The 12592-nt window shown below is 68.9% G+C and carries 12 protein-coding genes and 3 pseudogenes; 6 read left to right on the plus strand and 9 right to left on the minus strand.

Going from position 1 to position 12592, the window contains the following annotated elements:
- Positions 1–509: 509 nt before the first annotated feature.
- Together ACFXI4_RS40930 and ACFXI4_RS40935 are read left to right on the plus strand one after the other, a co-directional pair.
- On the plus strand, positions 510–2807 hold the full coding sequence (locus ACFXI4_RS40930; RefSeq protein WP_385001683.1) for a M4 family metallopeptidase: 2298 nt from the start codon (positions 510–512) through the stop codon (positions 2805–2807).
- 275 nt (positions 2808–3082) lie between these two features.
- Complete coding sequence (locus tag ACFXI4_RS40935; protein ID WP_385001686.1) at positions 3083–3373, plus strand: hypothetical protein; 291 nt, start codon at positions 3083–3085, stop codon at positions 3371–3373.
- A 77-nt stretch (positions 3374–3450) separates the two neighbouring features.
- Here the strand turns inward: ACFXI4_RS40935 and ACFXI4_RS40940 are convergent, their stop codons facing one another.
- From ACFXI4_RS40940 to ACFXI4_RS40950, 3 genes are all read right to left on the minus strand, one after another.
- Positions 3451–4131 carry a WhiB family transcriptional regulator gene (locus ACFXI4_RS40940; RefSeq protein WP_385001689.1) on the minus strand — a complete coding sequence of 227 codons (681 nt, stop codon included), beginning with the start codon at positions 4129–4131 and terminating at the stop codon, positions 3451–3453.
- Positions 4132–4166: 35 nt separating this feature from the next.
- Positions 4167–4463: a transposase gene (locus ACFXI4_RS40945; RefSeq protein WP_385001692.1), complete on the minus strand. Its 297-nt coding sequence runs from the start codon at positions 4461–4463 to the stop codon at positions 4167–4169.
- Between the two features lie 838 nt (positions 4464–5301).
- Positions 5302–5961: a peroxiredoxin-like family protein gene (locus ACFXI4_RS40950; RefSeq protein ID WP_385001696.1), complete on the minus strand. Its 660-nt coding sequence runs from the start codon at positions 5959–5961 to the stop codon at positions 5302–5304.
- A gap of 141 nt (positions 5962–6102) precedes the next feature.
- Here ACFXI4_RS40950 and ACFXI4_RS40955 point away from each other — a divergent pair, with 141 nt between their 5' ends.
- Positions 6103–6726: a TetR/AcrR family transcriptional regulator gene (locus tag ACFXI4_RS40955; protein ID WP_385001699.1), complete on the plus strand. Its 624-nt coding sequence runs from the start codon at positions 6103–6105 to the stop codon at positions 6724–6726.
- A gap of 68 nt (positions 6727–6794) precedes the next feature.
- On the opposite strand, the gene ACFXI4_RS40960 is transcribed toward ACFXI4_RS40955, so the two are convergent.
- Both ACFXI4_RS40960 and ACFXI4_RS40965 read right to left on the minus strand, forming a co-directional pair.
- Positions 6795–7454 carry a transposase gene (locus ACFXI4_RS40960; protein WP_385001702.1) on the minus strand — a complete coding sequence of 220 codons (660 nt, stop codon included), beginning with the start codon at positions 7452–7454 and terminating at the stop codon, positions 6795–6797.
- Between the two features lie 51 nt (positions 7455–7505).
- Positions 7506–7673 (minus strand): hypothetical protein, encoded by a 168-nt coding sequence (locus tag ACFXI4_RS40965; protein ID WP_385001705.1) that lies wholly within the window; start codon positions 7671–7673, stop codon positions 7506–7508.
- Positions 7674–7816: 143 nt separating this feature from the next.
- Here ACFXI4_RS40965 and ACFXI4_RS40970 point away from each other — a divergent pair.
- Positions 7817–8279: pseudogene (locus ACFXI4_RS40970) on the plus strand (phosphotransferase); the annotation flags it as partial.
- A 512-nt stretch (positions 8280–8791) separates the two neighbouring features.
- On the opposite strand, the gene ACFXI4_RS40975 reads toward ACFXI4_RS40970, so the two are convergent.
- Together ACFXI4_RS40975 and ACFXI4_RS40980 are read right to left on the minus strand one after the other, a co-directional pair.
- The gene (locus ACFXI4_RS40975) at positions 8792–9349 is read right to left on the minus strand and encodes a cysteine hydrolase family protein (RefSeq protein ID WP_385001708.1); all 558 of its coding nucleotides are present in this window, start codon (positions 9347–9349) and stop codon (positions 8792–8794) included.
- A gap of 54 nt (positions 9350–9403) precedes the next feature.
- On the minus strand, positions 9404–9856 hold the full coding sequence (locus tag ACFXI4_RS40980) for a MarR family winged helix-turn-helix transcriptional regulator (RefSeq protein WP_385001711.1): 453 nt from the start codon (positions 9854–9856) through the stop codon (positions 9404–9406).
- Positions 9857–10204: 348 nt separating this feature from the next.
- Between ACFXI4_RS40980 and ACFXI4_RS40985 the strand changes: the two are divergent.
- Both ACFXI4_RS40985 and ACFXI4_RS40990 read left to right on the plus strand, forming a co-directional pair.
- A pseudogene (locus ACFXI4_RS40985) lies at positions 10205–10705 on the plus strand (helix-turn-helix domain-containing protein); the annotation flags it as partial.
- An 82-nt stretch (positions 10706–10787) separates the two neighbouring features.
- Positions 10788–11003, plus strand: a complete 216-nt coding sequence (locus ACFXI4_RS40990; protein WP_385001744.1) for a hypothetical protein — start codon at positions 10788–10790, stop codon at positions 11001–11003.
- A gap of 15 nt (positions 11004–11018) precedes the next feature.
- Here ACFXI4_RS40990 and ACFXI4_RS40995 read toward each other — a convergent pair.
- Together ACFXI4_RS40995 and ACFXI4_RS41000 are read right to left on the minus strand one after the other, a co-directional pair.
- A pseudogene (locus ACFXI4_RS40995) lies at positions 11019–11893 on the minus strand (SAVED domain-containing protein).
- Positions 11894–12373 carry a hypothetical protein gene (locus tag ACFXI4_RS41000; RefSeq protein ID WP_385001714.1) on the minus strand — a complete coding sequence of 160 codons (480 nt, stop codon included), beginning with the start codon at positions 12371–12373 and terminating at the stop codon, positions 11894–11896.
- Between the last annotated feature and the right edge of the window lie 219 nt (positions 12374–12592).

Genomic DNA, 12592 nt, shown 5'->3' on the forward strand with positions numbered 1-12592 from the left:
CGTGTCGGCTGCTGCCGCGCCCCGGTGGCGTACGCGCACTGGAGACCCGCGGCCAGACAGGCCGCTAGGGGTGTTTCCGGGGTGGCCCGACATCCTGACGACTCCTGTCATGACGCGAGCATCTCGCCCCTGACCAGCAACTACGGGGCAGACCTTGAGATGGCTCGTGCATGGCTCGGGGGAATCGGCTGTTCGAGCCACCACTCGACGGACAGGACGTCAGACAGGACTGACATGACATCTGAAACTGATCGAAAATGACCAAAGTCCTTTAGGTAAAGATCTGTTCATGATCCATACGAATCTCTTGCAGAGGCAGTTCCTGCTGTCACGATCACTCCCGCTGCCACCGCAGTCGGAGGCACCGTGGCCTCCGGCCTCCTTGTATCAACGGCCGTCGACATCGACAGACGGCCGAACGGAAGGACCCGGGATTGAATTCCTCCAGCAACAGGGCTGCGCCCCTACAGGGTTCGCACCGACGCAGACGGCGTCTGACCGCGACCGTGGTGATCACGACCGCAGCACTCGCGTTCTCGGCCCTGCCCGCCTCGGCGGGCGCCGAGTCCACTCCCGACGCATCCGGGAACACCCGGAAAGTGGGAGCGCTCCCGCAGATCAAAGCGACAACCAGGCCCGAAGCCAGGACCGTTCACCTGTCGCCCGGACAGCGTCGGCAGCTGCTCGACCAGGCGGCCAACACGGCACCGGACACCGCCCGTTCACTGAATCTCGGCCCCCACGAGAAACTGATCCCGAAGGACGTGATCCGGGACGCCGACGGGACGGTTCACACCCGTTACGAGCGAACTTACGCCGGCCTGCCCGTGATCGGCGGTGACCTGGTGGTCCATCAGCGGCAAGGGACCCACACCGTCACATACGCAACCAAGACGAAGCTGACTCTCCCGACGACCACGGCCAAAGTGCCGGCCGCCACGGCGAAGAAGTCGGCCCTGAGCAAGGCGACTTCGAAGGGCACCCGCAGAGCGGGTTCGCACACGGCCCCCAGGCAGGTCGTCTGGATGATGGACGGCCGGCCGAAGCTGGCCTGGGAGACCGTCGTCACCGGCGTGCAGCAGGACGGATCCCCGAGCGAACGTCACGTCGTGACCGACGCCGCGAGCGGAACCACCCTTGAGAACTCCGAACACGTCGAGTCCGCACAGGGCAACAGCCTCTACAGCGGGCAGGTCACGATCGGCTCCACTCGCCAGGATGACGGCACCTACGCCCTGATCGACCCGGAGCACGGTGGCCACCGGACACTCGACTCGAGCATCAACTCCAACGGGACGCTGTTCACTGCCGATAACGATGTCTGGGGCGACGGGACGGTGGCCAATCCCCAGACCGCGGCGGTGGACGCGGCATACGGCGCGCAGACGACGTGGGACTTCTACAACGACCGCTTCGGCCGCAACGGCATAGCCGACGACGGCCGCGGCAGCTCCTCCCGAGTCCACTACGAATCGCAGCAAGGGGTCCCCCTCGCCAACGCCAACTGGCAGGACGGCTGCTTCTGCATGAGCTACGGCGACGGCGCGGACGGCCAGCATCCGGTGACGTCCCTGGACATCGCCGCGCACGAGATGACGCACGGAGTCACCTCCTCCACAGCCGGTCTGGGCGACTTCGGTGAATCTCCGGGCCTCAACGAGGCGATCAGCGACATGATGGCCGCCGCCGTCGAGTTCTACGCCGACAACCCGAACGACGTGCCCGACTACACGATGGCCGAGCTCGACAACCTGCACGGCGACGGCAAGCCCATCCGCTACATGGACCGTCCCTCCAAGGCCGGCATCAGCTCCGTCGGCTACGCGCCCCTGGACTACTGGACGCCGCAGGCGAAGTCGCAAGAACCACACATGGTGGCCGGGGTGGGCGACCACTTCTTCTACCTGCTTGCCGAGGGCAGCGGGCAGAAGACCATCAACGGCGTGGCCTACGACAGCCCCACCTACGACAAGCTGCCGGTGGCGGGCATCGGACGGACCGCCGCAGCCGACGTGGTGTACCGCGCTCTCACTGTCTACATGACCAGCACCAGCGACTACGCGGGCGCCCGGACCGCGACGCTCCAGGCCGCCGCCGACCTCTACGGCTCGCAAAGCAACGCCTATGAGGCCGTTGCCAACGCCTGGGCGGCCGTCAACGTCGGAAACCGTTTCGTCAACCACATCGCCGTGGAGCCACCGCCGACCGAGCCGGTGGCTGTCGGCCAGCCGGTCAGCCGCCAGTTCAGCGCCTCCAGCACCCGGCCGGGGCCGCTGACCTACTCCGCCAAGAAGCTCCCCCTCGGCCTGTCGATCAACCACACCACCGGCCTGATCACCGGTACGCCCAAGAAGGCCGGCGACTACAAGACGGTCATCCTCATCAGGAACGCGGTCGGGGACACCCGACAGCTCTCGTTCACCTGGACCTCTCTTGAATCCGGCGGGCGCTTCTTCGTCAACCCCAGCACATATCTGATCCCCTTCGAGAGCAAGGCAGAGTCCCCGCTGATCGTCCGGGGGAAGCCAGGCCATGCCCCGAGCGACCTCAAGGTCGCGGTCGACCTCGACCACCCGTTCAGCAACTTCATGATCATCGACCTGATCGGCCCGGACGGCACCGTCATTCCCGTCAAGCCCTGGGGACCGAGTTGGGAGCCCGTGCCCGAGCTGCACGAGACCTACACGGTCGACGCCTCGGCGGTCACGAAGGTCGGCACCTGGAAGCTGCGCGTCACCGACGGCACCCCGGGCATCTACAACTCCTGGGACCCGGGCCATCTCCAGCGCTGGAGCCTCACCTTCTGAGGATCCGACCCAATAGGTCGTAGCCGAAGCCAGGCAGGCAAATAGCGCAACGGCCACCGCTTGGTCGCCAAGGGCTGTGCCCCGGGAGATCATGCGGTGGCCGTGAGTCCTGACCTGGCACCTCGCATTGCCGTGAGCCTCCGTCGAGTCTCTGGGCGAGACGGGGCGCAGCCGTCGACGGGCGCACTACGGGTCGCTGTGAGGGTCCGCAGCCGATCTTCCCTCATCGCCCGGCGCCGTAGTCGTTCCAGCGCTTGGGTGAGCACAGGGCAACGGTGGTCCGATATGAAAAGTCGCGGCATGCCGACAAGAGCTCGCACCTCCTGCTGTATGGCGGCGATCGGCTTCCCCCGATCTTGATCAGTTTCGCCATCGCCCTGCGGCTCTCCCGCGCCGACGCGGCCACATGCCGGATCCTTGCCCAGGTGGCGGTGTCGGGCGAGGAGGAAGATCCCGGTGCCCGGCAGTACGGCCGCGGCGGCGATCGCCGCACTCCTCGCCCCGCGGTGGCCATGGAGGAAACGCGACGCCAGCGCCGCGTGCACGGCCGCCGTTGCCAGGGTTAGGGCGGCCAGGACGGCGGCGGGCGCGCTGTAGTCCGGACGCCCGTCGGGGCCGATCGGTGGGTCGGGCTTGCGGAAGATCACCTTCGGTGTCCTGGTCGGTGGGTCCGTCGTGGTGCGCCGTGGCGGGCGCGTCCGGGTTCAGATGCCGGCAGTGGTCCGCTCCCGGCGCCGTATGCGGCGCCGGGAGCGCCCGATGGAGCCGGCGCGACGGCCTGATTCGGCTGCCCTGCACGATGTGCACGGCTTCTCCTTGACGCGGATGTGCCTGCGGTAGGCGGCCGGAGTGCCGCAGGGGCGGTTCTCCCGTTGGTGGCCGCGGCCGCGCCATCGGGCGGCGTGAATCCGGCGGCGCGCTCGGCAGTCGTCTCGCCGCCCCAGGTCCCCCACTCCCGGTGGGCGCGTGCCCGGCTGCGGCACGACTGTGCGAGCGCGCAGTCCTCGCACAGCTTCCTGGCCAGGGCGGCGTGGGCGTGGCGTCGTCGTGGAAGACCTCGGCGTCGGTGGTGGCGCAGTGCCGGACGGTGTCGTCCTGGTGGGGGAACGCGCCAGCGTTGGTCACGGCCGGCCTCCGATGATGCGGGTGGCGAGCAGCAGCAGGAGGTAGTCGCGCTGCGCGCGCGTCGTATCCAGGTCGCGGTACGGGTCTCCGGCTTGGGGTCGGTGATGGTGGACGCGGTCGGTCGGGCGGTGGTCTCGGGGCCTTGGCCCGGTTCGTTCAACGGGAGACGTCCGTTCGTGCGGTGCGGTTCGCGGCGCAATCACCCATCGGAAGAAGCCCAGGCCAGAGCCGTGTTCACCGTCTCGCTCGGCGATGACCGTGCGGATGCCCGCGCTGCCACACCATGCGCCGGTACTCGTCGTGGTCGTGGCCGCGGTCGGCGAGAAACGCGTCGGGCCGATGTCTCGGCCGGCCCACGGTCCCGGCTACGGATGGGATCTTGTCGAGCACGGGCAGGAGCTGGGTGACGTCGTTACGGTTTCCGCCGGTCAGTGACACCGGGAGCGGGATGCCCTGGGCGTCGGTGACGAGGTGCTGCTCGCCGCCCGGCCGTGCGCGGTCGACGGGGCTGGGTCCGCTTTCGGGCCGCATCGCGCGGCCCGGACGCGGGAGGAGTCGATCACCGCCGTGACCAGTCCGGCTTCCTCGCGGCCCGCCGCTTCTTCAGCAGCACCAGGTGCAGTGCGTCCCACACGTCGGCCTCGTTCCAGGCGGCCAGACGCCGCCAGCAGGTCATGCCCGAGCCGAAGCCCAACTCCCGTGGCAGCTACTTCCCACTGGATGCCGGTGTGCAGCACGAACAGGATCACGTACGAGGCTTGCCGGTCCGGGACCCGCGGTCTGCCCTCGACCAGCTTCGGACCCGGCACGGGCACCAACGGCTCGATCGTTCATGCGATCGGCGGGGAGCGCGGGACCGACAGCGACTGTGGGCTTCGAGCCCGCCCTCAGAACTGCCGTCGCCGTCTACGCGTCGGGGTGGGCTCGGCGCGGCCGAACAGTATGGCGCAGAGGGAAAATCGGGACTGCCGACTCAGGGGCCATGGCATTCGCCGGGCGATGCTCGGCATCGCCCGGCTTCACTTCCTGGTCTGCCTCGCGATGACGCAGGACCGTTACGGGACGCCTGGACGTCGGCGACACCGCGGGCGCCGCGCTTGCCGAACTCGATGTGACGCCCGGGCATCGTCCCCTCCGCCCTCGGGTGGAAGATCACTCTACGGTCGCGCCCTCAGGCGCTCTGCCGGATCACCCGTTCCGTGCCAGGCAACTCGTCCTTGCTGCACGCCACGCAGGCCACCTGCGCCCCGGACTCCGCAAGTGCTGTGGCGAGGCCACGACCGATTCCGTAGCCCGCGCCTGCGAGAAGGGCGACTTTGCCGTTCGGGGACACCTGCTGCTCCTGTCGGAAGGGCGTTCGCGGGCGGGGTCAGCCGAGCGTCTCCGAGAGAGCCTTGAGGATCTCGGCCGGTTCGGTACGGGTGGTGTAGTCGGGGTGGACGTCGATCCAGCGGACGACACCCTCGGCGTCGACGACGACCACGGTCGGCATGACGATGTCGACCGTGCCGTCGGCGTTCACCTCCGTGAGGTCCAGTCCGAGAGACGCCTGCGCCTGCTGCGAACGCTCGTTCGGCCGGGTGACGATGCCGAGGGCATGGCCGAGGACACTGCCGGGGTCGGACAGGGCGGCATAGGACAGATCGTGGGCCTCGGCGATGGTCAGTGAACCGTCCGGCTTCTGGGGGCTGACCGCGATCAGGGCTACGCCCCTCTCGTTCAGCTCGGCGGTCAGCTCATGCTCGTAGGTGCGCAGGGCGACGTTGCAGTACGGGCACCACGCCCCGCGGTAGAACACGAGGACGGCTGGGCGGCCCCGGCGGGCCTGCTCCAGCGTGGTGAGGTTGCCCTGGGGGTCCAGCAGCGAGGCGTCGGGCAGCGGGCTGCCCGCCTCGATGACATGGGCCGGGACGCCGGCGGCGGCCAACTCCAACTGTTCGGCGTGGAACGCCTCCAGGGCCTGGGCCGGTGCCTGCCCGACCATGTTCTCGGTGAGTGCAGCGACCTGGTCGGCTATGGGGGTGCTCATGGTCTGTCCTTCCGACGGGCGTCTGATGCGCGGGGCCGGCCATCGACCACCCCGAACTTTAGAGCGACGACTCTAATCATGGGAGCAAGGAAAATAGAATGTCAACTCTAGAAACGTGGGGAAAGCTGCTACCGTGAGCCGATGAGCAGCAGTACACAGACGCGGCGCCTGACGGCCAAGGGACGCGCCACACGCGAGCGCATCGTGGCCGCGGCTGCGGCTGTCATGTATGACCAGGGAGTGGCGAGGACCAGCACCGAGCAGATCCTCGAAGCCGCTCAGGTAACCAGCCCGTCGCAGCTGTACCACTACTTCGGGGACAAGAAATCCCTGATCCAGGCCGTGATCGAGTATCAGACCGAGCATGTTCTCGGTTTCCAGCGGCCCCTGCTGCGGCGCCTGGACAGTTTCGAGGCGCTGGAGGCGTGGCGCGACGCCGTCGTCCAGGCACAGCACGCCCGCGACTGCCGGGGCGGCTGCCCCATCGGCTCCCTCGCCGGAGAGCTCTCCGACGCCGACCCCCAGGCCCGGGCTCAACTGGCAGCGGGTTACGCGCGGTGGCAAGACGCCATCCGCGACGGCCTGGCATCGATGCAGGAGCGGGGTGAGCTGGACGCAGGCGCCGACATCGGGCATCTCGCCCTCGCCCTGCTCACGGCACTGCAAGGCGGTCTGCTCATGACCCGGACTCAGCGTGACACCACCGCTCTGGAGGCGGTTCTGAACGCGATGATCGACCGCATCCGCTGCCACGCGGTTGGCTGACCGGCACGGCCGACGCTGTCGCCGGTCCGAGCCCCCGACGGCTGCGCCTTCGTCCAGCCCGCGCATCCTCACCGGCAAACGCCGCCCGGTCCCGACACAGCCCGGGACGAGGGCGGTAGCCCGGTTCCGCCTTCCTTCTCGGCGGTGCGCCAGCGCAGCCCGGCCTGCCTGGTCACGGTAGTAGTTCTGCACCATGATCTGACGCAAAGCCTGGACGCGAGGGCCGAACGTGCGGCCTGCTCCGTGCCGGTAGAGGTGTTCCAGGAGCCGGACGGCATCGCTTCCGGTGGCCAGGATCCTGGTCGTGGGCTTGGTGGGATCTTGCCCAGACGGACCGGCCGCCCGTAGCGGCGGCCCCACTCCTCATCGACCAGCTCGTCCAGCAGGTGAGGGGACATGCCGGCGACTTCTTCGAGTGCGGCGCGGACCGCCTCGGTGATCAGCTCCAGGCGAGTCAGGTCGCGCACCGCGGCCAGGACGTGGGTGGAGTCGGTGCGCTGCGTGGTGCGCTCGCGCACCAGTCCGGCCTCCGTGAGGCGGGCCAGCGCGAGGTCGAGGAGGCGGTCAGCGCGGTCGCCTTCGGCGAGACGGTCGCGGAAGTCGGCCAGCACGCTGTGGTGGAACCCGGGATCGTCCAGTTCCATCGCCATGGCGTACTTGAAGTCGATGCGACAGCGGACCGCCTCGGCGGCCTGCCGGTCCGACAGGCCGAGCAGGAACTGCAGCACACAGACGGTGGCCAGTCGAGCGGGCGAGAGCCCCGGGCGCCCATCCCGCGGCTACCAGTCGGCGAAGTCCTCGTCGCACCACAGCCCATCGAGGCGATCGCGTACCCATATCGCCGTCGTACCGCCCGGGTTGCTCGCCTGCGCGATCTGCGCGGTCAGAGAGGGGACTTGCTCACCGGAACGGGGGCGAAGGGACAACAGGTACCACGACAACTGCATCGGTCGGTGGAACCACCCGAGCATGCCCGTTGATCATGCTGCCGCACCGGGAAACTCCAAGATCCCCGACAGAGTCAAGCCAAGCGGCCGTTGTCGTACCGATCCAGGTGATCACCGGTTCGAATGCGGTGATGGGTCGTGTGCTTGCCGACACCGTCGTGACCCCCGAGGACGCCGACCCCGCGGTCTGGGCCGCCGCGATCGACGTGATCCGCGAGTCCGCGCCGCGCTACGAAGGGCGGTTCCTGCACCGGGACTTCCAGCCAGCCCGGCAACGTGCTGTTCGACCTGCCGCCGGAGAGCCCGCCCGGTGCCGACGGCACCGGGATCACTGGTGTCGTCGACTGGGCGGCGGCCTCCTGTGGGCCCGACGGACCTCGACGTCGCGCACTGCTCCACCCACCTCGCGCTGCTGCCGGCCCAGGGTGGGGCCCGCCCTTCACCGAGGCGTACCGGGAGGCAGGCGGGAAGCTGGCCACGGCCGCGAACGATCGGCTGTACCGGCAGGTGCGGGCGCCACTGGCATTCTCGGAGGAAGTCCAGTGGGTGGCACAGCCGTGGCGGGAGGCAGGACGGACCGACCTGACGACACAAGTCGTGGAATAACGGTTGAACGCCTACCCCACCTCCCTGATGCACTCGCCGAGCTGAGCCAAGGCGATCCGGGACGTGACCTGACCTCATCGTTTACTGCTCAACCAAGTGGGGGGTCGAGCACAACCTGGGGAATCCCGAGGTTCAGGTCGCGATTCCGTGAATGCACCCGGCCCGACGACTGCCCACAGCCCGGACAGACTATAGGCGCGTCATCCCTGGTCCTGGCGGTGACCGCACCAAGCCCAGCGCAATCTCGACCCCGTCGACGTCGACCGCCGCCAGATGCGGCAGCAGGCCCTCCACCCCGACAACACACACCGCGAGCCTCGCACGGAACCACCAGGCGCATCATCAGCGCACCGACGCACCCGCTACGAAACTTTGGAAGAGCCGGAGACCGTACAGACCCGGCTCTGGCGCGGGGCCGAGCTGGGCCGTGCGGCCTCGGTCGGGTCCTGGATTCGGATCGGGACTTCGGAGGTGATGACGGTCTTCATGGTGCCCCTTGCCTCTCTCCGCGGTCAGTGAAGCGCGTTGAGGATGTCAGTGGTGGTGGCGGTCTCGCCCAGGCGCGGGAAGATCCGCTCGATGCTGTTGCGGTGCGCGTCGGGGGCCACATCGGCCATGGCGTCGGTGGCGAGCACGACGTGGTAGCCGAGTTCGTGGGCCGAGCGCGCGGTGGACTCGACGCCGATGCTGGTGGCGATCCCGGTGACAACGACCTGGGTGACGCCGCGCTCGCGCAGGCGCTCGTCCAGGTCGGTGCCGGTGAACGCGCCCCAGCGCTGCTTGACGATGCGCAGGTCGGCGGGCTGGTGGCCGAGCTCGGGGGCGAGCTGTGCCCAATCGTCCGGGCGCTGGCGCGAGCCCCGGCCACCGCCTGCCCGGCGCGCGTCGGTGCGCCCCGGCGCGCCGCCGTCGACGGTCACCAGCACAACGGGAAAGCCACACTCGCGGAAGGCCGCGGCCAGTGCGGTTGAGTTGTCCAGGATCGGCTTCATCTCCGGACGTGCGGTCACGCCCTTCTGCAGGTCGACGACGATCAGCGCCGGGGTGGGGTCGATGGTGCTCAAGGGCATGGGATCCGTTCCTTTTCTTTCCTTCAGCGATCCGCGGCGCGGCATCAGGGCGATCTAGTACGTGTTTGGGTTGGCGGGTGATTCGTATGCGGCGAGGCGTTGCATCAGGTCGCCGGCGGCTCGCAGAAGTTGCTGTTCGTCGGGCTCGAGCAGGGCCTCGATGGCCTGGCCGAGCCAGGAGTCGCGTTCGCGCCGGCTGGCGGCGACCACGGACTGACCCTCCCCGGTCAGGACGATGCGGACCTTCCTGCGGTCCTGCGCGTCCCTGACGCGGGTGACCAGCCCGGCCGCCTCAAGTTCCCGCAGTGCGGCCGCGACGTTGGAGGTGGTCATCTGCAGCAAGCCGGTCAGGTCGCCCGGCTGGGCGGGATCGGCGGCTCGCGCCGCCGCGCCGAGCACCCGCGTCGCCGTGAGCGAAAGGCCGGTGACCGGCAGCGCCTCGTGACGCATCCGGCGCTGCAGCAGCTTCAACTGGCCGCGCAGTCGTTGGATGTCTTCGTCCTGCATATCTACTATGCTACATAGCTATATGCGGTAGGTAAATGTAGTGTCCGCCCGCGCCTTTGGTCCGCCCGATCCCTGGCGCGTGTCAGTGACGGCGGATCGACCTCGCTGACGACGTCCTGGTCGTCGACCCCGGCGGCTACATCGGCGACAGCACCCGCCGCGAGATCGAATACGCCCGCGGTCTCGGCAAGCCGATCCGCTACACCCACCCTGCCGATACGAACTAGGTGTTCTGTCCGGGGAGGTTGTGAACGGGTGAGCCAGGTCTCGGCTGAGGGATCTTGAACAGGTGAGGGCCTTTCGGTTCGGTGTGGATTGCGACATCTCACCGAGCAACGAAAGGCCCTCGTGCCCCACCGTAATGCACCCCTGACCGAGACCGGACGGCTGCGCCTGGCCCGCTGCGTGGTCGAAGACGGCTGGCCCCTGCGCCGGGCCGCGGAACGTTTCCAGGTCTCGCCGACCACGGCCCAGCGGTGGGCCGACCGCTACCGCAGGTTCGACGAGGCGGACATGGCCGACCGCTCCAGCCGCCCCCGCCACAGCCCGCACCGCACCCCGACCCGCACCGAGCGCCGCATCATCAAGGTCCGGCTCCTGCGCCGGTGGGGACCGGCCCGCATCGCGCACCTGCTACGGCTGGTGCCCTCCACCGTGCACCGCGTCCTGACCCGTTACAGACTGGCCCGCCTCGCCCATCTGGACCGGGCGACGGGCCGAGTCATCCGCCGCTACGAACGAGACCGGCCCGGCGAACTCGTCCACGTCGACATCAAGAAGTTCGGCAACATCCCCGACGGCGGCGGTCACAAAGTCCTCGGCCGGGCCGCGGGGCGCAAGAACCGGCGGCACGGACGGCCCGTGCGGCGCCTATCTCGTCATCGACACCGGCAACGCGTACCTGCCCGACGATTCCGGTGTCTACGCCGCGGTGACCACGTATGTCTGGGAGTGCTGGCAGGCTGGGCGGCAGGAGTGGGCGCAGCGGCTCGGCGGCGCCACCGCGGTGGAGGGGCTGTTCTTCCACGGCCCGCTGCCGATCGCTGTCGCGCTGGGCTGGCTGACGGCCCGCGACCGCCTCACTCTGGTCCACCACGACCTGCGGCTGGCACAGGGCACGGCGCCGCCTTCGGCAGCGGGATCGTAGTGGCGTGCCGGGTCCTCATGCGTCGATGACGAACGCCTTCTCGTACACCTGATGCGCGTTGACGTCTTCGTACACGGTGGTCGGGCACAGCCGGTTCCACCGGTTACCCAGCAGCAGGGACAGGCCCATGGGGCCGGCCTGGAAGAGGTGGATCGCGGGATGAGTGCGGCAGGCACGGCGGAGGTGTTCCCGGATGCCGACGGCGAGGGCGTTGGCCGTTGCGGCATCCGGGATGGAGTTGTCCTTGGCCCCGCCGGGCGGGCGCAGCACCAGCAGCCGGGAGACAGGGACTGCTGCTCAGTCAGGAAGTCCAGCACATCCTGCGCCGGGTCGGTGGCGACCGCGATGGCGACAGCGAGGTCGGGCCCGAGATCGAGGGCGTGCTCGTCGACGGCTGGCGGCAGCGGGGTCTCGTAGGGCTCGGCCGATGACCACAACTGGCCGCGCTGGACCACGGCCAGGCCGGCGCCGGTCACCATGCGGAAGGCCGCACCGACCACAAACGCGGGTGCCAGACGCAGGCTGCCGGTGACGGCAACCGCGGTGGTGCCGGGCGGCATCCGATACGGTGCGGCTTCGATGTCCTCCTGCAGTCGAGCCCAGGTTGCCGGGGCCAGCGAGCGCCTCTTCAGATAGGCCGAGGCGCCCTCGAAGCGCTCCGTCCAGTCCACCGCGTAGTCGGCGTCCTCGGCCATCGGGTCCGGCTTCAGGGTGGCGATGGACACCACCGCACGTGACGAACCCGCCGCAAGCCGCAGAGCCTGGATCGCCTCCCGGATGTCCGCCAGCGACAACCGACGCTGCCCGCTGGCCACTTGGCGGGCGACCCAGTCCGCGCCGGCATGCATGGCCTCCTCATCGAACCGCAGGCCGGGCGCGAACATCAGCATCTACAAGTGCTCATGAAGATGCATCACGTCCCGCGCCAGATCGAAGCGCAGCACCCGAAGCAGGTCCAGCAGCATCTCCTCGCTCAGCCCGGCGCCCTCGGCCCACCGCGTCCGTGCCTGCCCCTTCTTCGACTTCGGGCCCTGCTGGGCCGCCTTCGGCACCAGCAGTTGGGTGCGGGCGTCCCTCAGCGAGACCAGCGGATCCTCCGAGTCCGGGGACCGGTTGCTCGGCAACGCAAGATCGACCGGTGCACCGTCCTTGGTGAGCTGCTGCCCGGCCTGCGCCATCTTCCGCAGGATCGACGGGCCACCGCGATCACTCGGCTTGAGCAGATAATCCTCCTTCACCGGGGTGGAGCTGTCCGCCGCGTAGTTGACCTGCATGTAGGGCTGCGGTGGTGCCTGCCGGTACAAGACGACGTCGTCCAAGTTGCCCGCGTCGTCGACCTCGACGCCGACCGCCACCACCGGGTTGGGCACGCAGCTCCGCATCGCGTACTGCGGCGACACACCCCTGCCAGGCGACCAGCCACCGGTAGCGGTCCCCTGCAATACGGACGCCCGTCGAGCTTGGGGCGGGTAGGTCAGGCACTGAAACATTTCCCCGACTTTGGGGCACCACACGCGCGGCCATCGGCACGCTCTGCAGATCATCGCCGCAAGCGGGGCCGAGCCGAAAGCTCTCACACCTACCGGTCG

Origin of the sequence: Streptomyces sp. NPDC059224 (assembly GCF_042754285.1) — a bacterium.
Lineage (GTDB): Bacteria > Actinomycetota > Actinomycetes > Streptomycetales > Streptomycetaceae > Streptomyces.

Excerpts from the sequence above, each read along its gene's own strand:
- ACFXI4_RS40945 (WP_385001692.1), bottom strand. The coding sequence starts at position 4,463 with ATGCGGCCCGAAAGCGGACCCAGCCCCGTCGACCGCGCACGGCCGGGC.
- ACFXI4_RS40950 (WP_385001696.1), bottom strand. The coding sequence starts at position 5,961 with ATGAGCACCCCCATAGCCGACCAGGTCGCTGCACTCACCGAGAACATG.
- ACFXI4_RS40955 (WP_385001699.1), top strand. The coding sequence starts at position 6,103 with ATGAGCAGCAGTACACAGACGCGGCGCCTGACGGCCAAGGGACGCGCC.
- ACFXI4_RS40965 (WP_385001705.1), bottom strand. The coding sequence starts at position 7,673 with ATGCAGTTGTCGTGGTACCTGTTGTCCCTTCGCCCCCGTTCCGGTGAG.
- ACFXI4_RS40975 (WP_385001708.1), bottom strand. The coding sequence starts at position 9,349 with ATGCCCTTGAGCACCATCGACCCCACCCCGGCGCTGATCGTCGTCGAC.
- ACFXI4_RS40980 (WP_385001711.1), bottom strand. The coding sequence starts at position 9,856 with ATGCAGGACGAAGACATCCAACGACTGCGCGGCCAGTTGAAGCTGCTG.